This window comes from Amycolatopsis heterodermiae, from assembly GCF_034929455.1.
GTDB classification, from domain to species: domain Bacteria; phylum Actinomycetota; class Actinomycetes; order Mycobacteriales; family Pseudonocardiaceae; genus Amycolatopsis; species Amycolatopsis heterodermiae.
This window is the reverse complement of sequence record NZ_JAYFSI010000012.1, coordinates 268,450-286,946: the sequence shown is the minus strand read 5'-3', so window position 1 is coordinate 286,946 and position 18,497 is coordinate 268,450. Positions and strand designations below refer to the sequence as shown.

Here is an 18,497-nt window from a genome sequence, read left to right as displayed (position 1 = left end):
CTTGTCAATCGGTGCAATGGTGCTCTCCTAGCGCGGGGTCCACCACGATACCGGGCGATTCGGCGTCAGCGATTTTCCGCACGATCGCCTTGAGTTCCCCCTGGTAAGCCGACTCCAGCGCCGTCACCACGCCCTCTTGCAGGCCGGTATCACCCCTCAGGTCGCTCAGCCAACTCTTCGGTAGCAGGACCCGATCGCCGATCTTCAAGGGCGGACTCCCTGCCCACCGATAGGCATAGCGGCCGACTTCGACCACTTGGTCGCCGGTGATCCGGTCGATCCTCCCGGTCGTGGCCTGCTCCAACTCCCGAACCCGCGCTTCGAGCTGAGCAATTCGGCCTTCTCCCGATTGCAAGCCAGAGCTAAACCCTTCTCTGAACCCTTCGCTCCAGCCATTCCTGCCCACGGCGGCCACCTGCTGCTCGTGGCTCGTCGCGTGCGTCCTGCAAGCCAATTCGAACCGGTCCAGCCGATTCCGGCATGGTCTGCCTGCCTGTGTCGGACGACCGCATAAGGCCGCCTCGGCCGCATCCCCCACAACCACCTCCGGAAACACAATCGTCCGAAGCGGCCTGAATGTTGCACATGTCGTGCTGGACAGACAGGGATTTCCAACCCACCCGCCGAGGGGCCACCATCAGGGCAGCTCAAGCTCTGGCAGTGACCCTCAAGAGCTTCAGGGCGTGAACTCGCCCAGGTGGTCCAGGGCCACGAACTCGCTGGCCGGGCTGGCCGCCGCCACTGCGGCGCGCAGCGTTGCCAGGCCGCCGTTGGGGTCCTTCGCCTGGCCCAGCGGGAGGTCGAAGTCGTCCCAGTGGGTTGCCGCGACGTAGCGCGGGTTGCCCAGCGTGCGCAGCAGCCGAGGCACGTACTGCGTGACCTTCGCGCCGCCCGCCGGGACCAGCACGACGTCCGGGCGCAGGCCGGCCAGCTCGGACTCGACGTAGTTCGAGCCGCCGAAGTCCAGGACGCTCGCCCCGCCGCCGGTCACCTGGTAGGCCAGCGTGCCGCCCTCGTACAGGTCCTCGATGACCTTCGGGCGGTCGCGCCGGGACAGCGGCCGTGAGCCCGGGAACGGCACCCGCGCCCGCGCGCCCGTCGCCGAGTGCAGGGACCGGAAGATCCGGATCGAGTAGCCGTCGAAGGTCAGGTCCTCGCCGCCGCTCGCGATCGCGAGCTGGTCCTCCGGCGCGCCGAGCGCGGCCATGAGACTCAAATGGGTCTCGGTCCCGAAGACCGTCGCTCCGGTGCGTTTCGCCAGGTAGGGGACGTCGGTGAGGTGGTCGTAGTGGCCGTGGGTGACGAGGATGTGGTCCGCGCGCAGCTCGCCGCGGTCGACGTAACCGTCGATCAGCGCCCTGTTCACCGACAGCGGCGTCTTCGGGTCCGCGCCCGCGGGCGTGTACGTCCCGGTCTTGAACCGCGTCAGCCACGGGTCGATCAGGATCGTCTTGGTGCCGGCCGAGCCCGGCACGCGGACCTCCCAGCCGTTGTTCCCCCACCACCGCAACGTCATCTGCGACGTCCCGCGGGTGGTTGCCGAAGCCGCCGTCACCCCGGCCAGGATCGTGGCCGCCGCCGCGCCCGCGCCGAACAGCCCGCGCCTGCTGAGTCCTGTGTTCATGGCCGCCACCCGATCACGGATCCCTCGAGGCTGTCCAAGATCGGCACGTCGGCATGTCGATATGTAAACGGCTATTGTCGCAGCGTGGACCACCTCCGTTCGCTGCGCTACTTCCTCGTTGTCGCCGAGGAACTGCACTTCGGTCACGCCGCCGACCGGCTCGGCATCGCGCAGCCGCCGTTGAGCCAGCGGATCAAACGGCTCGAAGCCGAGCTGGGCGCGAAGCTGTTCGACCGCGGCCGGCGCGTCACGCTGACCGAAGCCGGCGAAGTGCTGCGGACCGAGGCCCGCGACCTCCTCGCGCGCTGGGACCGGATGACGGCGCTCGTCGCGAAGGCCGAGCGCGGCGAGATGGACTCCCTGCGCGCGGGCGTGCCGCCGGAGCTGCCGGGCCGGGTGCTGGCCGCGATCCTCACGGCGTTCGCCGAGCAGAGCCCCGGCGTCCGGCTGGACCTGCAGGAGTTGACCACCGCCGAACAGGCCCGGCTGCTGGCCGACCGCGAGCTGGACGCCGGGTTGCTGCAGCTGCCGGTGGACGTCGTCGGCCTCGACCTCGGGCCTGCGATCGACACGCCGCTGGGCGTGGTGCTCCCCCGCGACTCGCCGCTGGCCCGCTCTTCGTCGCTGGCGCTGGCGGACCTGGCGGGCGAGGGCCTGGTCCACGCCCCACGCGCGGCTGCGCCCGGCAGTTACGACGCGCTGCTGCGCACCTGCTGGGAGCACGGCTTCCGCCCGGCGGCGGTGCGGCACGCCCGCAACCCGGAGTTCGCGCTGGGCCTGGTCCTGGCCGGGCACGGCGTTGCGTTCGAACCGGCGGCCCGCAAGGAACCCCGGGTCGTCTGGCGGCCGCTGAAAGATCAGCTGGACGCGCGGATGGCGTTCGCGTGGCCGTCGTCGAGCCCGCACCCCCAGGCGGCGACGCTGGCGGAGATCGCCGCGGAAGTCCTGCGCGGCGACGGCGTCTCGCGCATCGTGCCACCGGATCCCGGCGGTGCCCGGCCGTGGGACGTCTTCTACGAGCGCGGCTGACGGTGGCGTGCCCCCGCCCATCCCTGGGGGGCGGCCCCCTGTCCAGTCTATCGGCCACCCCCGACGAGACTGCTCGGAAAGCCGCTGAGCGGCTCGGTTGTCCACATCACGGCGGGGCTGTGGACAACCCCCGATTAAGAACGCAGCTGATCCACTGCCGCCCGGGCCGCGTCGCCGATTGCGCGGTCGATGTCCGGGCGTCGCAACGTTTCCGCTCCGCCCACCGTGAACACAGCTATCGCGTACGACGTGCCGTCCGGGTAGGTTGCTAGGCCGATCTCGTTGCGGATGCCCGGCATCGTGCCCGTCTTGGACGCGACCGCTACCTCCGGTGGGAAGCCCGCCGTGAGGCGGTGCCAGCTGAGCTGGGCCGAAAGCCACTCGCGGACCTGCGCTCCGGCGACGTCGTCAGCCCAGATCGCCGACAACAATCCGGTCATCTCGCGTGGGGTGCTCGCCGACGTGCGCAGGGGATCCAAGGCACGCAACGGAACGCCCGCCGCGGTGTCCTCCATGATCGTGCGCAGGAGGTCGCGTGGGGCGCCGATGATCGTCGTGCGGGTCAGGCCCAGCTCGGCCAGCAGGGAGCGGACGTTCTCCACGCCGACGCGGTCGAACAGCAGGTCCGCGGCCGTGTTGTCCGACACCGACAACGCCAGGAGGGCCGCGTCCCGCAGGCTGTACGAAACGTCGTCGGCGAAGCCGGCCGAGCCGCTGCCGCCGAGGCGGTCGGCGGCGGAAGCGCGGACCCGGTCCGCCGGGTCGAGCAGGCCCGCCTCGACCTGGCGGGCGAACTCGAACGCCAGCGCCACCTTCACCACCGACGCCAGCACGACCGGCGCATCGGCGTCCACACTCACACACTCGGGAGAACCGAGCCGGCGGACGTGCAGGAAACCCCGCACGCCCACCGCCTCGAACAAAGCGGAAGGACTCACACGGTCATGATGGACCGCAGCCGCCCGACCTCCGCCATCCGGCGCTCGGCGAGCCGGTCGGCCGCCGTCGCCGGGGGCACGCCGTCGGCGTCGGCCAGCGCGAACACGGCCTTCGTCGTGTCGAAGATCGCGGTCGTCTTGCGCTTGGCGCGCGCGAAGTCGAAGCCGTGGCGCTCGTCGTCGACCTGGATCACGCCGCCGGCGTTGACCAGGTAGTCCGGCGCGTACAGGATCCCGCGGTCGGCGAGCTGCTTGTCGACGCCCGCGTGCGCGAGCTGGTTGTTCGCCGCACCGCACACGATGCGCGCGCCCAGCACCGGCACGGTCTCGTCGTTCAGCACGCCACCCAGCGCACACGGCGCGAAGACGTCCAGCTCGGCGCGCAGCAGGGTGTCCACATCGGACACGGCCTTGACGTCCGGGTACAGCGAAAGCGTCCGCGAGATCGCCGGCGCGTAGACGTCGGTGATCGTCACCTGCGCCCCGGCCTCGACCAGGTGCCCGACCAGGATGTGCCCGACCTTGCCGACGCCGGCCACACCGACGCGCTTCCCGGCCAGGTCCGGGCTGCCCCAGAGGTGCTCGGCCGAGGCGCGCATGCCCTGGAAGACGCCGAACGCGGTCAGCACGGACGAGTCGCCGGCGCCGCCGTCCTCGGGCGAGCGGCCGGTGACGAAGCGGGATTCGCGGGCCACGACGTCCATGTCGTGCACGAACGTGCCCACGTCGCAGGCGGTGATGTAGCGGCCGCCGAGGGACTGCACGAAGCGCCCGTACGCGCGCAGCAGCGCTTCGGACTTGAGCGTCTTCGGGTCGCCGATGATGACGGCCTTGCCGCCGCCGAGGTCGAGCCCGGCCAGCGCGTTCTTGTACGCCATGCCCTTCGACAGCGCGAGGACGTCGTCGAGCGCGGCGGATTCGGTGGCGTAGGGGTGGAAGCGCGTCCCGCCCAGGGCGGGGCCGAGCGCCGTGGAGTAGATGCCGATGATGGCCTTCAGGCCACTGGCTTCGTCGTCGCAGTACACGACCTGTTCGTGCCCGGAGCTCCGGGCGAACACTCCTTCGGTCACGGTGGTGACTCCTTTGTCTCCCGCGTCCGGTTCGTGGCCGGGACGCGCTTCGATGGTTTACGGGACCGGGCGCGGAGGTCGTCCGCCACCGGTTCCCGGCACCAACCTAGATCGCCTCCGCTCGCCGGACCAGTACAGGTCCCGCGATACGGACCGGTAATCTCAGCCGCGCACCACCGTGCCGAGCGTGCCCATCGCCGTCTCCAGCTGCGTGTCCGACAGGTACGGCGCGGGGCCGAAGCGCAGGTACTGACCCCGGCTGTCGGTGCGGACGCCCTGCGCGGCCAGTGCGGCCTGCAGCGCACCGGCGTCGGCGGAGCGCAGCGAGAGGAACCCGCCGAGCCGCTCCAAGGGCACCGAGCGGTCGCGCGTGACGACGTCCTCGGGCAGCGCGAGCTTGTCGAAGACGTCGGTGAGCAGGCCCACCTGGTGCTGCGACACCTCGCGGAGGAACTCCGGCGTGAGGCCCTGCTCGGCGAAGAACCGCTGAACACGGGCGCCGCGGTAGTGGCTCGCCGGGTCGTAGGTGGCGCCGGCGAACCGGTCGCCGCCCATGGCGTAGGCGACCCCGCCGGGACGCCGTTCGTCGGCGAGCGCGCCGAACTCGGCGTACCAGCCGGTGATCACCGGCCGCAGCTCCTGGGCGTGCGCGGGCAGCCGCAGGAAGCAGTTGCCCTCGCCCAGCTGCAGGTACTTGTAGCCGCCGCCGAGCACCCAGGCGTTGGTCAGGCCCAGGTCGTGCAGCGGGAACGGCACCACGCCGAGCGCGTGGTAGGCGTCCACGACCAGCTCGATCGACCGGTCGCGGCAGGCGTCGGCCAGGTGCGCGAGGCCCGGGACCAGCCGGGACGTCTCGAACAGCACGGCCGACACGAGCACCGCGGCCGTGTGGTCGTCGACCTCGGCGGCGACCCGCTCGGCCAGCGTCGTCACCGGCTCGACCGGCACCCGCACGACCTCGACGCCCTCCTCTTCGAGGCGCGCGAGCTGCCGCCGCAGCGTGTGGAACTCGCCTTCGGTGGTGACGAGCCGTGGTCTTCGCGGCAGCTCCATCGCGGACAGGAAGCGCAGCACGAGGTCGTGCGTGCTCGCGCCGAGCGCGTACTCGCCGTGCGGGTCGCCGAGCAGCAGGCGGAAGCCCGCGCGCAGCTCGTCGGCCTTCGCGAAGGCGCGCTCCCACTTCAGGTCGACGTCCCGGGCGGCGTCCGCGAAGGACTCGAGGAGCCCTTCCTCGGCGACGTCGGGCCAGGCCTGGTGCGAATGCCCGGAGAGCAGGAGGCGTTCCCGCACCGAGAACCGCGTGTAGTGCGGCGCGAGGGCGTTGTCGTCCGCGCGCAGATCGTCCAAGGTGGTCACAATCGGCTCCGTACTGCCCAGAGATCCGGGAACATCGGCTGGAAAAGCGTGGTACGCAGGTAAGTCGCGCCGGACGATCCTCCTGTCCCGGTCTTGTCGCCGATGGTGCGTTCGACCATCTTCACGTGCCGGTAGCGCCACTCCTGCATCCCTTCGTCGAGATCCACCAGACATTCGGCGACGACCGACGGGCCGCCGTCGTCGCGGTACATGTCCAGCAATATCGCCTGCAGGGCCGGGGAGGGCTCCACCGGTCGAGTGACGTCTCGATCACACTCGACCGGGTAGCCAGAAGCCTTGAGGTACGCGAGAAAAGAGTCGAACAACGACGGCCGCGCCATCGCCTCGGAGATCCGTTTCCGCTGCTCGCCGCCTTCGGGGTAGTGCGCGAACACCCGCTCGTCACGGCGGCCGAGCACCGCTTCCAGCTCGCGGAACTGGGCCGATTGGAAGCCGCTGGACGCGTCCAGGCGGGTGCGGAAGCTGGTGAACTGGCTGGGCGTCATGGTCTCCAGCACGTCGATCTGCGCGACGGCGACCTTGAGGATCGACAGGATCCGCCGCACGGTCCGGATCGCGTGCGCGGTCGTGCCCGCTTCGAGGCACTCCTGCAGGTACGTCGCTTCGTGCAGCATCTGCTTGAACCACAGCTCGTACACCTGGTGGATCACGATGAACAGCAGCTCGTCGTGCTCCTCCGAACGCGGGCGCTGGGCACCCAGCACCTCGTCCAGCGCCAGGTACGAGGTGTAGCTCAGGGCTTCCTGCGTGGCGGAGTCGATGTCGGTCATCCTCGGGTCACCTCGTCGAAATGGCGCTGGGCAGCGGGAGCCAGCTCGGTGTACAGATCGTGGAACAGCTCGACCGCGGCCGCCCGGCGATCCGGTGCGGGCACCAGGTCGGCGGGCAGCTCGGGGTCGAGCGACGGGAACGCGCGGAAGGTGTGCACCAGCCGCGTCCGGACGTCGAACGCGGTCTTGTCGGTCAGGTCCTCGCCGCGGTGGCCGCCGAACTGCTCGACGAACGCCGTGTAGCGCGCGGCCAGCTCGTCGAGGTCCCAGGCCCGGCCGGCGAACCGGCGGACGTCGAGCGCGGCCGAAGGACGGCCCAGCAGCAGCCCGGCGTGCTCGGTGACGTCCAGCTCGCCGAGCAGCGCGAGCACCTCGGCTTCACGGTCGTGCGGGGCGATCCAGGTGCCGTCCTGGTACGGCCCGAACCCGAGGAACCGCAGCCGCCGGACCAGGCGTTCGCGGGCCTGGCGGCGGGTCTCGGGGATGCTCTGCCACAGCACGGTCCACTCGCCGGCGGCGCGCTCGCGGCGGCCGAGGGAGAAGATCCGGTGGTCACCGTCGGCGAGCAGGGCGACCGTGCGGCGGGTCAGCGAGTAGTGCACCGTGCGGCCCTCGCGGTGGCGCGTGAGCAGGCCGCGCCGCACCAGGCGGGTGAGCGCGATCCGGGCCGCGCCGTCGGAGAAGCCCAGCTCGGCGAGCACCGCGACCAGGCCGCCCGACCACACCCGGCGCGTCTCGCGCGGGTGCACGTAGCTGCCCAGCAGCGTCACGACCAGCTCCTGGGGGCTGGCTTCGAAGGCGTCGGCGGGCACGGGTGCAACTCTATACACCTCAGGCCGCTGCGGTGTAGCTTGATTTGCGTGACGTACTTCGCGGACCTCAGCTCGCGGCAGGTCGGCGCCCTTCCGGACGGCCCGCGTGTCCCGGTGCTGCTGCTCCCGCTGGGCGCGGTCGAGCCGCACGGCCCGCACGCGCCGCTGGCGACCGACCCGCTGATCTCGCGCGGGATGTGCGAGCGCGCGGCGTCCCGGCTGGCCGCCGACGACGACGTCCGGGTGCTGATCCTCCCCGAGATCCCGTACGGCGTGACGCGGTTCGCGGCCGGGTTCGCCGGCGGCATCCACATCGGCGAGGAGACGCTGCACGCACTGCTCGTGGACGTCGGCTCCGCGCTGATCGGCCAGCGACTACCCCGGATCCTGCTGGTGAACAACCACTTCGAGCCCGCGCACCTGGTCACGCTGCGGCGCGCGGTCGAGACGCTCAACTTCGCCTACGACGGGCACGTCGCGCTGCTGGACCTGGTCCGGCGGCGGCACGCCCAGCGACTCACCGAGGAGTTCCGGTCGGGCGAGTGTCACGCCGGGCGGTACGAGACGTCGCTGGTGCTGGCCGACCGGCCGGAGCTTGTCGACCAGGTCGTCATGCGGGAGCTGCCGCACGTGCCGGTCAGCCTGGCGTCGGCCCCCGAGGACGGCGGCTTCCTCGAGATGGGGATGTCCGACGCGTACTGCGGCAAGCCCGCCGAAGCGACGGCCGCGGAAGGCGAGGAGACGTTCTCGGTCCTGACCGACCTGCTGGTGGAAGCGATCCGGGAGCTGGCCCGTGCCTGAGCCGTTCAACCTCGCGTCCTACTTCGTCGACCGGCACGCCGCCACGGACCGGACCGCGTTGGTCGTCGGCTCGCGGGAAGTGAGCTATGCGTCGCTGGCGAAGCTGGTCAACCAGGTCGGGCACGTGCTGCGCGACGCCGGTGTCCGAAGTGGACAGCGGGTGCTGCTCGCGCTGAGCGACGGCGAGGAGTTCGTCGCCACCTGGTACGGCGCGCAGAAGATCGGCGCGGTCACCGCCGAGGTCTACCCGTTCCTGCAGCCCAAGGACTACGCGTACTACCTCGGCTACACCGAGGCCGTCGCGGTGGTCGCGGACGCCGTCACGCTGCCCGCCCTTCGCGAGGCGGGGGCCCGGAACCTGCTCGTCACCGGGGTGCCGGAGAGCGAGCTGCTCCCGGGTGAGCGTCCCTTTCGGACACTTGTCGACGCCGCGCCCGATGAGCTGGAAGCCGCGCCGACCACCCTGGACGACGTCGGGATCTGGAAGTTCACCACCGGCAGCACCGGCGCACCCAAGGCGTGCGTGCACACCCTGCGCAGCCCGTTCGAGAGCTTCGAGCGGTACGCCGTCCAGGTGCTCGGGCTGCGTGAGGACGACCGGATTCTCGCCGTGCCCAAGCTGTTCTTCGGGTACGCGCGTGACCTGGTGGCGCTGTTCCCGTTCGGCGTCGGCGCGGCCGGGATCGCGTTCCCCGAGCGCAGCACGGCCGACCTGATCTTCGAGCTGATCGCCCGCCACCGGCCGACGGTGCTGGTGAACGTGCCGACCATGATGAGCGCGATGATCGCGCACCCGGCCGCGGCGGAGCAGGACCTGAGCTGCCTGCGGATGACGACGTCGGCGGGTGAGGCGCTGCCCGCGGAGCTGCACCGCAGGTGGGACGCGGCGTTCGGGGTGCCGGTGGTCGACGGCATCGGGTCGTCCGAGGCGTACCACATCTACCTGTCGAACCGGCCGGGCGCGGCTCAGGTCGGGACGCTCGGCACCGAGGTGCCCGGCTACACCGCGCAGGTCGTCGACGAACTCGGGAATCCGTTGCCCGACGGCGAAATCGGGCCGCTGCGGGTGACCGGGCCGACGATCGCGCTGGAGTACCACGGCGACGCCGAGAAGTCCGCGAAGACGTTCGACGGCGACACGCTGACGTCCGGTGACCTGTTCAGCCGGTCCGAAGGGTTCTTCAGGCACCACGGGCGGGCCGACGCGCTGCTCAAGGTCGGCGGCGTGTTCGTCGCGCCCGGCGAGATCGAGGACTGCCTGCTCGTCCACGTAGCCGTGCTGGACTGCGCGGTCGTCGGCCACGAGGTCGACGGATTGGTGCTGCCGCGCGCGTACGTCGTGCTGCGGCCCGGCGCGTCGGTGGGCGCGGATGAGCTGAAGGACCACGCGAAAGCCCACCTGGCCAAGCACAAATACCCCCGTGAGGTGGTCTTCGTGACCGAACTCCCCCGCACCGCCAACGGCAAGCTCGACCGGCGCGCGCTGGCGGCCCGCCCGTGAGCCGCCTGGTCGTGGTCACCGGCGGCACGCGCGGCATCGGCGCGGCGATCGCCGCGCGGTTCCGCGACGCGGGTGACGAGGTGCTCGCGCCGGGGCGCGCCGAATGCGACGTCACCGACGAGAACGCCGTCTCGGAGTACTTCGCGGCGGCGGGACCGGTGGACGTGCTGGTCAACAACGCCGGGATCTCGTCCAGCGCACCGGTTTCCCGGACCACTTTGGACGAGTGGCGACAGCAGATCGACGTCAACGCGACCGGGGCTTTCCTGTGCACCCGCGCTGTGCTGCCGGGGATGCGCTCGCGGGACAGCGGCCGGATCGTCACGGTGGCGTCGACCGCCTCGCACGTCGGCTACCGCTACACCGCCGGCTACACGGCGTCGAAGCACGCGGCGGCCGGGCTGATGCGGGCGGTCGCGGCGGAGCTGGCCGGCACCGGCGTCACGGCGAACGCGGTGTGCCCGGCGTTCGTCCGCACCGACATGACCGCGACGTCAGTCGCGCGGATCCAGGAGCGCACCGGACGTGCCTCTTCGGAGGCAGAAGCCGCTTTGGCGTCGGCGTCCCCGCTCGGCAGACTGCTGGAACCGGGCGAAGTGGCGTTCGCGGTGTCCTTCCTGGCGGCCCCCGAGGCCGCCGCGATCAACGGCCAGACCCTCGTACTCGACGGCGGAGGAATCCAGCTATGAGCCCGTTCCGCGCGACCGCACCGCTCACGAAGGAGTGGGAGCACTTCGAGTTCACCGTGGACGACGGCGTCGCCACCGTGACCCTCGACCGGCCCGAGAAGCTGAACGCGCTGACGTTCGACGTCTACGCCGACCTGCGCGACCTGATCACCGAGCTGCCGCAGCACGAGGACGTGCGGGTGCTGGTGATCACCGGGCGCGGGCGCGGGTTCTGCTCCGGCGGCGACGTCGAGGAGATCATCGGCGAGCTGCAGAAGTTCGAGACGGCGGAGCTGCTGGAGTTCACCCGCATGACGGGCGCGGTGGTGAAGGCGCTGCGCGAGTGCCCGCTGCCGGTGATCGCGGCGGTCAACGGCGTCGCGGCGGGCGCGGGTTCGGTGATCGCCCTGGCGAGCGACTTCCGGCTGCTGGCGGAGTCGGCGAAGTTCGCGTTCCTGTTCACGAAGGTGGGCTTGGCGGGCGCGGACATGGGCTCGGCGTACCTCCTGCCGCGCCTGGTCGGCCTGGGCCGCGCGACGGAGCTGCTGATCCTGGGCGACAAGGTGTCCTCGGCACGGGCGTCGGAAATCGGCCTGGCCACGCAGGTGGTTCCCGACTCCGAACTCCCCGCCGCGGCCACCGCCTTGGCCCGCCGCCTGGCGGACGGACCGGCCCTGGCGTACGCGACGACCAAGGTGCTGCTGACCCGCGAACTGGACATGGACCTGGGCAGCGCGATCGAGCTGGAAGCGATGACCCAGGCGTTGCTGATGACGGCGAAGGACCACAAGGAGTTCTACGCGGCCTGGTCCGCCGGGCGCGAACCCCGGTGGACCGGCCGCTGACGGTGACTCAGGTCCAGTCGGGACCCCGGGCGCCGTCGATGGTGCCTTGCGAAGCCCAGCCGATCATCGCCGCGCTGAAGCGGTACCGGTTGGCGAAGGTGTCCCAGTTCACGATGTGCCGGAACCCTTCGTTGCCGTCCCAGATGAAGACGGCTTCGGTGCCGATGACCCGGGTGAGGTACGCGCCGGACAACGAATAGCTGCGGCTCCAGCAGTTCAGCACGTTCGGCAGGGTCACGATCCCCTCCCATCCGTCGCCCCACAGCGCGCGGTAGGTGGCCGGGTCCGGGATCACGTACAGGCGGGAGACGGACGGATCATGGCTCGGGCCGACCAGGTAGACCGTGGGTCCGGTGCCCGTCACGAACCGGGTCCCCTTCGCCGGGCAGGCGGCGGCCGAAGCCGGGCCGGCGTCGGCCACGGGAACGGCGACGGCGGCGGTGGTCAGGGCCAGGCCCAGTACGAGACAAACGCGGCTGAACAGACGCTTCATGAGAGTTCCCCTCGGGTCGGTTTTCGACTACCCGAGTGACTCTGCTCGCGCGTTCCGGTGCTGTCGTTGCGCGTGCATGCACAGCCCTTCAGCCAGAGCGCACTAAACCCGGGTCACCGCGACCTTCGACCCCTCCAGCGAGCCGAAGTACAGCTGACCGCGCCACTCGCGGACGCCCACCAGCATGTGGAAGCCGTCGATCGTGCCGCGCAGCTCGCGCTCCACCTTGCCGTCCGCCGCGACGCCCAGCACGCCCACCTCGCGGCCCGGGCGGGGCTGCAGCCACGTCGGCAGCGCGCGGACGCCCGCGCGCGCGAAAGCCGGGAGGCGGCGCACCACGTCCAACGCCGCCACGCGCGGGGACGCCTGCGTGATCCAGATCAGGCCGTCCGTGCCGGTCGAGATGTTGTCCGGGAAGCCCGGCAGGGCGTCGACCAGGACGTCGGAGCGGCCGTCTCCCAGCCAGACGCGCGTCACCCGGCAGGCGCCCGTCTCCGCGACCGCCACGAACGACTCGTCCGGGGCCAGCGCGACGCCGTTGGCGAACTGGAGGCCGTCGAGGACCAGGTCGATCGCGCCGTCCGGGGTGCGGCGCAGCAGGCGGCCGCCCGCGGTCTGCTCGATCAGGTCGTCACGCCAGTTGTCGATGCCGAAGCGGCGTGACGAGTCCGTGAAGTAGACCGTCCCGTCCGCGGCCACCGCGGCGTTGTTGCAGAACACGAAGTCCAGGCCCAGCGCCGACGTCGCCAGGGTCTTCGGCGTGCCGCCGGCCAGCGGCACCACCAGCAGCCCGGTCTTCGCGTCGCAGATCAGCAGCTCGTCGTCGCCGTACAGCTCCAGGCCCAGCGGACGGCCGCCCGTGTCGGCGATGGTCTCGGCGCCGCGGCCGTCCGCGGTGTGCCGCAGGATGCGGCCGTCGTCAACGCCGGTGTAGATCCGGCCCTCGCCGTCGAGGACGACGTCCTCCGGGCCGTGGCCGCCGATCTCGATGAGCGTGACTGGACCGAACCGCATCGGACGTCTCCTACCGGTAGGTGAGCAGCGGGGCCGCGTCGGCCTCGAAGTGCGGGTGCTCGTTGAACGACAGCATCGTGACACCACCGCGCCCGGACACCAGCTTGGTGATCCCGCCGTTGACCGTGACGCGGTTGAGCTTGAGCAGGCCGGCTTCCGGCGTCCCCAGCAACGCACCGCAGACGGTGGCGATGACACCGCCGGAGGTGAACACGACCGCGTGCTCCCCCTTGCCCAGCGCCGCCACCAGGTCCGCCAGCGCGCCGCGGCAGCGCGCGAGGAACGCCGGCCACGTCTCGGCGCACGGCCCCGCGGAGCCGGCCTCGATCCACGACGTCAGCGCGCGGTCCAGCACCCCCTGGTAGGCGCGCGAATCCTCCTGCGGCGCGCCGCCCGCGTGGTGCAGGCCGATGTCGACGTGGTCGTACTCGTTCCAGCGCGGGTCCTCGACCACCGGGACGTCGGTGCCGAGCGCCTTCAACGCCGTCGCCGCGGTGTCCCGCTGCCGGGCGAGCGTGCCCGACCGGACCTGGCTGAAGGAGACGTTGCGCCGCAGCAGTTCCGCACCGACCACAGTGGACTGTTCGAAGCCACGCGGGGACAGGGCGTCGTAGTCCGCCGCGCCGAACGACGCCTGCCCGTGCCGGACCAGGTAGATCGCGCCCACCTACACCCTCCCCTTCGCGATGATCTCGCGGCAGCGCCAGTCGAGGTAGCCGACGAACTGCCAGAAGTCCTTGAACGCCGGGTTGCGCGTGGCGCCGTCGTGGTAGCGCCGGTAGAGCTGCTGCAGCACCGCGGCGAGCCGGAACAGGCCGTAGACCTCGTAGAACCGCCAGTCGCCGATCGCGAGCCCGGTCTTCTCGGCGTAGCGCGCGACGAACTCCTCGCGGGTGAAGACGCCCGGCAGGTGCGTCGGCTGGCGGCGGCTGGCCTGCATGACGTCGTCGTCGCCGGCCTCCACCCAGTAGGCCAGCATGCTGCCCAGCTCCATCAGCGGGTCGCCGAGCGTCGCCATCTCCCAGTCGAGGACACCGATGATGTTCAACGTCGACGGCCCGTCGAGCACCAGGTTGTCGAGCCGGTAGTCGTTGTGGATCAGGCAGATCTTGACCTCGGGAGGCTGGTTCGCAGCGAGCCATTCGCGCACCTCGGCGAAGTCGCCGACGTTGTCCGTGCGCGCCGCGGTGAACCGGTCCGACCAGCCGCGGATCTGCCGCTCGACGTACCCCGCGCCCTTGCCGAGGTCGCTCAGCCCGGCGCGTTCGACGTCGACGGCGTGCAGGTCGACCAGCCGGTCGACGACCTTGCCGGACAGCTCGCGCGCCTGCTCCGGCGCCAGCGTCATGCCGTCGGGGAGGTTGCCGCGCAGGATCAGGCCGTCGAGCTTCTCCATGACGTAGAAGTCGCCGCCGAGCACCGCCGGGTCGTCGCCGAAGGCGAGCATCTTCGGCACGTACGGGAACACCGGCCTGAGGGCGTGCTGCACGCGGTACTCGCGCCGCATGTCGTGCGCCGACGCGGCTTTGTGCCCGGCCGGCGGGCGGCGCAGGATCAGCTCGCGGTCGGGGTAGGTCAGCAGGTACGTCAGGTTCGACGCGCCACCGGGGAACTGCCGGACCCGCGGCGGCTCGGTGCCGAGGCCTTCGACGCGGGCCGCCAGCCACTCGTGCACCGCGGCGGCGTCGAAGGCGTCCTCGGCGCGGACGTCGACCGTGCCGTCGGCGTTGTTGATGCTCATGCGAACTTCCGCAGGATCCAGACCGGCACCACGCGCATGGCGAGGCTCAGGGGCACCCACGGCCACGCCGGGACGTAGGCCCGCGCGCCTTCCTTCTCGACCGCCTTGACCAGTGCGCGGGCCCCGCTCTCGGCCTTGGCCAGCAACGGGTTCCGGCCGATCCGGTCGTTCATCTCGGACTCGATGTAGCCCGGCCGGATGTCGGTGACCTTGATGCCCTTGCGGCTCAGCTCGGCGCGGGTGCCGTCGACGAACGCCGAGATGCCCGCCTTCGAGGCGGCGTACGCGGTGAGGTTGCCCGGCAGGCCGCGGATCGCGCTGAACGACGAGACGACGGCGATGTGCCCGGAGCCCTGCTCGCGGAAGATCCCGGCGGCCGCCTCGATCTGCGCGGCGGCCGCGACGAAGTTGACTTCGAGGGTCTGGCGGTTGGCGTCGAACCGGCCCTTGCCGACCGGCTGCCCCTTCCCGAGCCCGGCGTTCACAATCACCCGGTCGAGGGACCCCAGCTCGGCGCGGAACTCCTCGAAGACGGTGAACACGCTGTCGTGGTCGGTGACGTCGAGCTTGCGGGTGACGACCTTGATCCCGGGGTGGGCCGCGGTGAGCTCGGCGGCCAGCGTCTCGAGCCGCTCCGTGCGCCGGGCGCACAGCGCCAGGTTGCGTCCCTTCGCCGCGAACTGCCTGGCCATGCCTTCGCCCAAGCCGCTGCTCGCGCCCGTGATCAGGATGTTCTTGCGGAGCGTCATGACGGGGATGCTACCCGTAGGTAATAAGACCGGTGGCCCGGCGCTGGGGGCGTCGCCGGGCCACCGGTCATCGCGCGGCCATCCCGGCCGGTCGCACAACGCGGCCGGGCAGACCGGAGCCGGAACCGCTCTCGCGGCCGGTTTCCCGCACCCGGACGGCCCGTGAGGGGGAGGCCGGACCGTCGGCGCAGGCAAGGTCATACAAGCGCGTCCGTCCAGGCCGGGGCAATGGTTCACAGTTGCCAGTACTAGCCCGTTCGCCCGAGTGGACGCGCGTGCGGAGAGATCGGCACCCTCGGTGAAGAGGGGCACGACGAGAGGGCGGAGCGGGCCGGGAATCCTGCTAACGTGCTCCGTGTCGGGGAGCGTCGGGAGACGGCGGGGGCGGGTCGGATCGGCAATGGCGGGCAGTACGGCGGACCACGTGGTGAGTGGCGACCAGGAGGGTGAACGCACCGCGTTCGCCACCCAGCTGCGCGCCGCCATCGCCACCAGCGGGCTGTCGCTCGACCGGATCCAGGCCCGGCTGCGGGCCCGCGGCGTCGTCGTCAGCGTCACCGCCCTGAGTTATTGGCAGTCCGGCAAGCGGCAGCCGGAGCGGCAGAGCTCCCTGTCGGCCGTCCGCACCCTCGAAGAGATCCTCGACGTCCCCGCCGGGTCCCTGCTCGGCCTCCTGCCCCCGCCCCGCCCCCGTGGTGGCGCCGGGAAGCGACAGGCCGGCGGCGAGCCGATGTCGTTCCCCCGCGAGGTGCTGCAGCCGCTGCTCGACAAGGTGGGCGCGCCGAACGCCCTCGAGCGCCAGCACCCGCTGAAGCTGGTGGGGCTGCACGACCTGTGCGAGATCGCCGAGGACGGCGGCCAGCGCTCGGTGACCGCCCGCGCGGTGTTCCAGGCCGGTTCCGACGGCCAGGACCGGTGGCTGCTCGTCTACACCCAGGACGACCCCGCCGCCGGCCCGCCGGAGCTGCACGCGGTGCGCAACTGCCGGATCGGCCGGGCCGAGGTCGACGAGGCGCACGGCCTCGTCGTCGCCGAACTCGTCTTCGACCAGCCGATCAACCGCGGTGAGACGCACCTGATCGAGTACACGCTGACCAACAGCGGGCCGCCGTACCCGGAGTGCCGCAACACCCACTACCGCGAGTTCCGCCGCCCGGTGCGCGAATACCTGCTGGAGGTCCGGTTCGCGCCGGGCACCGCGCCGGACCGCTGCTGGCAGTACGCGCACCACGGCAGCGGCGGCACGCTCACCCGCCGCCGTCTCAAGCTCGACGGCGGCGACGGCGTCCACGCCGTGGCCCTGGACTTCGGGCCCGGCGTCTTCGGGATCGACTGGGACTGAGCCTCAGGACAGCTTGGTGCGCAACACCTTCCCGGTCGCGTTGCGGGGCAGCTCGTCCAGGAACTCGACGTCGCGGGGCACCTTGTAGCGCGCCAGGTTCGCCTTGACGTAGTCGCGGACGGCGTCGACGTCGAGGTCCGCGCCGTCGGCCAGGACGACGAACGCCTTGAGCCGCTGGCCGAACTCCGGGTCCTCGACGCCGATCACCGCGGCCTCCAGGACGTCCTCGCGCTCGACCAGGAGGTTCTCCACCTCGATCGGGAACACGTTCTCGCCGCCGGAGACGATCATCTCGTCGTCGCGGCCGTCGATGAACAGCAGGCCGTCCTCGTCGAAGTGGCCGACGTCGCCGCTGGAGAGCAGGCCGTCGATGATCTCCTTGTGGCGGCCGTCGGTGTAGCCGCCGAAGCTGAGCCCGCTGCCGACGAACACCCGGCCGGTCACGTGCGGCTCGGTGATCCGGCCGCCCTTTGCGTCGTACAGCGCGACTTTGCAGCCGACCGGCGCGCGGCCGACCGTGCCGGGCGCCCGCACCCAGTCCTCGGGCGTCGCGACGGTGGCCACGGCGACCTCGGTCGAGCCGTACAGGTTGTGCACGACCGGCCCGAACGCCTCGTTGGCGCGGTTGCCGAGGTCCGGCGACAGCGCCGAGCCGGCGACGAAGATGATCCGCAGCGACGACGTGTCGTACTTGCCGAGGACGTCCTTCGGCAGGTCGACGATGCGCTGCAGCATGGTCGGCACGAGCACCAGCGCGGTGCACTTGTGCTCGGCCACCCCGCGCAGCGTCTCCTCGGGGCTGAACTTGCGGCGCATCACGACCGTCGAGCCGAGCGCGAAGGACAGGATGAACTGCGACAGCCCGGTGCCGTGGAACAGCGGCGCGCCCATGTACGTGGCTTCGTTGGCGCGCAACGGGATCCGGTCGAGGAACTGCGCGGACGCCAGCGCGGAGGTGTGCGGCCGCGGCGCGCCCTTCGGCGTGCCGGTGGTGCCGCTGGTCAGCAGTACGAACCCGCCCGGCTTGGCCGGCGCGGGCCACGGCCGGTCGTCGGTGCTGGCGATGATCTCGGCGAGCACCGGGACGTCCCGGTCGGACAGGTCGCTGTCGTCGTCGACCCAGGCGAGGTAGCGGTCGACGTTTTCGGGGATGGCGTCGAGCAGGCCGGTGAACTCCTGGTCGTACACGAGCGCGGTGACGTTCTCGCGCTTCGCGACGTCGGCCAGCTGCGGCTTCGCGAAGCCGGTGTTCATCAGCAGCAGGCGGACGCCGAGCTTGCCGGCCGCGGCCATCGTCAGCACCAGGCCGCGGTGGTCGCGGCACAGCGCGGCGACGACCTGGCCGGGCTTGACCCCGCGCTCCGACCAGGCCCGGGCCAGCGCGTTCGACTGGTCGTCGAGCTGCTTGTAGGTGAGCGGGCCGACCTCGTCGACGATGCCGACGGCGGTCGGGTCGCGGCGCGCGGAGATGTGGTTGGCGCCGGCGAACGGCCCGTACTTGCGGATCGCGACCAGCGACCGGAGGCCTTCGTCGACGCGGGGGAAGGGCACCAGCCCGGCCCGCCTCATCACGTCGACACTGCGCGCCGTCTCGGCCACCTTGTCCGCCACTTGCGTGGCGAGCGCGACCAGGCTCATCCAGGCACCTCCGTTGCTGCGGGAAGAGCGCCCCCTCCGTACCGGCGGTATGGGGGCTACTCGACAGTAAACCAAGCCCGCCGCC

General features: G+C 71.4%; 19 protein-coding genes. 6 read left to right on the top strand and 13 right to left on the bottom strand.

Annotation, left to right across the window (positions count from 1 at the left end; genetic code table 11):
- Positions 1–4: 4 nt before the first annotated feature.
- Entirely contained in the window at positions 5–415 is a 411-nt protein-coding gene (locus VA596_RS38995; RefSeq protein WP_323334185.1) for a hypothetical protein, read from the bottom strand.
- 261 nt (positions 416–676) lie between these two features.
- The gene (locus tag VA596_RS38990; RefSeq protein ID WP_323334183.1) at positions 677–1,624 is read right to left on the bottom strand and encodes an MBL fold metallo-hydrolase; all 948 of its coding nucleotides are present in this window, start codon (positions 1,622–1,624) and stop codon (positions 677–679) included.
- 84 nt (positions 1,625–1,708) lie between these two features.
- Here VA596_RS38990 and VA596_RS38985 point away from each other — a divergent pair, with 84 nt between their 5' ends.
- Positions 1,709–2,653, top strand: a complete 945-nt coding sequence (locus VA596_RS38985; protein WP_323334181.1) for a LysR substrate-binding domain-containing protein — start codon at positions 1,709–1,711, stop codon at positions 2,651–2,653.
- Positions 2,654–2,787: 134 nt separating this feature from the next.
- Here the strand turns inward: VA596_RS38985 and VA596_RS38980 are convergent, their stop codons facing one another.
- The 5 genes from VA596_RS38980 to VA596_RS38960 all read right to left on the bottom strand — a co-directional run bounded on the left by VA596_RS38980 (position 2,788) and on the right by VA596_RS38960 (position 7,620).
- Positions 2,788–3,591 (bottom strand): serine hydrolase, encoded by an 804-nt coding sequence (locus tag VA596_RS38980; protein ID WP_323334180.1) that lies wholly within the window; start codon positions 3,589–3,591, stop codon positions 2,788–2,790.
- On the bottom strand, positions 3,588–4,661 hold the full coding sequence (locus VA596_RS38975; RefSeq protein WP_323334179.1) for a Glu/Leu/Phe/Val family dehydrogenase: 1,074 nt from the start codon (positions 4,659–4,661) through the stop codon (positions 3,588–3,590). The genes VA596_RS38980 and VA596_RS38975 overlap by 4 nt, the downstream gene beginning before the upstream one ends.
- 162 nt (positions 4,662–4,823) lie before the next feature.
- Positions 4,824–6,017: a kynureninase gene (locus VA596_RS38970; RefSeq protein WP_323334177.1), complete on the bottom strand. Its 1,194-nt coding sequence runs from the start codon at positions 6,015–6,017 to the stop codon at positions 4,824–4,826.
- Positions 6,014–6,808: a tryptophan 2,3-dioxygenase gene (locus tag VA596_RS38965; RefSeq protein WP_323334175.1), complete on the bottom strand. Its 795-nt coding sequence runs from the start codon at positions 6,806–6,808 to the stop codon at positions 6,014–6,016. The genes VA596_RS38970 and VA596_RS38965 overlap by 4 nt, the downstream gene beginning before the upstream one ends.
- Positions 6,805–7,620: a PaaX family transcriptional regulator gene (locus VA596_RS38960; RefSeq protein ID WP_323334174.1), complete on the bottom strand. Its 816-nt coding sequence runs from the start codon at positions 7,618–7,620 to the stop codon at positions 6,805–6,807. Before VA596_RS38960 ends, VA596_RS38965 begins: the two co-directional genes overlap by 4 nt.
- A 48-nt stretch (positions 7,621–7,668) precedes the next feature.
- Between VA596_RS38960 and VA596_RS38955 the strand changes: the two genes are divergently transcribed.
- Genes VA596_RS38955 through VA596_RS38940 form a run of 4 tightly spaced genes read left to right on the top strand, consistent with a single transcriptional unit; the run spans position 7,669 to position 11,435 of the window.
- Entirely contained in the window at positions 7,669–8,421 is a 753-nt protein-coding gene (locus VA596_RS38955; protein WP_323334172.1) for a creatininase family protein, read from the top strand.
- Positions 8,414–9,922: a benzoate-CoA ligase family protein gene (locus VA596_RS38950; protein ID WP_323334171.1), complete on the top strand. Its 1,509-nt coding sequence runs from the start codon at positions 8,414–8,416 to the stop codon at positions 9,920–9,922. The genes VA596_RS38955 and VA596_RS38950 overlap by 8 nt, the downstream gene beginning before the upstream one ends.
- The gene (locus tag VA596_RS38945) at positions 9,919–10,611 is read left to right on the top strand and encodes an SDR family NAD(P)-dependent oxidoreductase (protein WP_323334169.1); all 693 of its coding nucleotides are present in this window, start codon (positions 9,919–9,921) and stop codon (positions 10,609–10,611) included. The genes VA596_RS38950 and VA596_RS38945 overlap by 4 nt, the downstream gene beginning before the upstream one ends.
- Complete coding sequence (locus VA596_RS38940; protein ID WP_323334168.1) at positions 10,608–11,435, top strand: enoyl-CoA hydratase family protein; 828 nt, start codon at positions 10,608–10,610, stop codon at positions 11,433–11,435. Before VA596_RS38945 ends, VA596_RS38940 begins: the two co-directional genes overlap by 4 nt.
- 7 nt (positions 11,436–11,442) lie before the next feature.
- Here VA596_RS38940 and VA596_RS38935 read toward each other — a convergent pair whose 3' ends face one another.
- The 5 genes from VA596_RS38935 to VA596_RS38915 all read right to left on the bottom strand — a co-directional run bounded on the left by VA596_RS38935 (position 11,443) and on the right by VA596_RS38915 (position 15,432).
- Complete coding sequence (locus VA596_RS38935; protein WP_323334166.1) at positions 11,443–11,928, bottom strand: hypothetical protein; 486 nt, start codon at positions 11,926–11,928, stop codon at positions 11,443–11,445.
- Positions 11,929–12,030: 102 nt separating this feature from the next.
- On the bottom strand, positions 12,031–12,942 hold the full coding sequence (locus VA596_RS38930) for an SMP-30/gluconolactonase/LRE family protein (protein ID WP_323334165.1): 912 nt from the start codon (positions 12,940–12,942) through the stop codon (positions 12,031–12,033).
- A 10-nt stretch (positions 12,943–12,952) separates the two neighbouring features.
- On the bottom strand, positions 12,953–13,609 hold the full coding sequence (locus tag VA596_RS38925) for a histidine phosphatase family protein (protein WP_323334163.1): 657 nt from the start codon (positions 13,607–13,609) through the stop codon (positions 12,953–12,955).
- Positions 13,610–14,683, bottom strand: a complete 1,074-nt coding sequence (locus VA596_RS38920; RefSeq protein WP_323334162.1) for a phosphotransferase family protein — start codon at positions 14,681–14,683, stop codon at positions 13,610–13,612. It abuts the gene before it with no gap.
- Entirely contained in the window at positions 14,680–15,432 is a 753-nt protein-coding gene (locus tag VA596_RS38915; protein WP_323334161.1) for an SDR family oxidoreductase, read from the bottom strand. Before VA596_RS38915 ends, VA596_RS38920 begins: the two co-directional genes overlap by 4 nt.
- A gap of 400 nt (positions 15,433–15,832) precedes the next feature.
- On the opposite strand from VA596_RS38915, the gene VA596_RS38910 reads away from it, so the two are divergent.
- A complete protein-coding gene (locus VA596_RS38910) occupies positions 15,833–16,774 on the top strand; it encodes a hypothetical protein (RefSeq protein ID WP_323334159.1) in 942 nt (313 codons plus the stop codon).
- A gap of 3 nt (positions 16,775–16,777) precedes the next feature.
- Here VA596_RS38910 and VA596_RS38905 read toward each other — a convergent pair whose 3' ends face one another.
- A complete protein-coding gene (locus VA596_RS38905) occupies positions 16,778–18,412 on the bottom strand; it encodes an acyl-CoA synthetase (RefSeq protein ID WP_323334157.1) in 1,635 nt (544 codons plus the stop codon).
- Positions 18,413–18,497 lie beyond the last annotated feature (85 nt).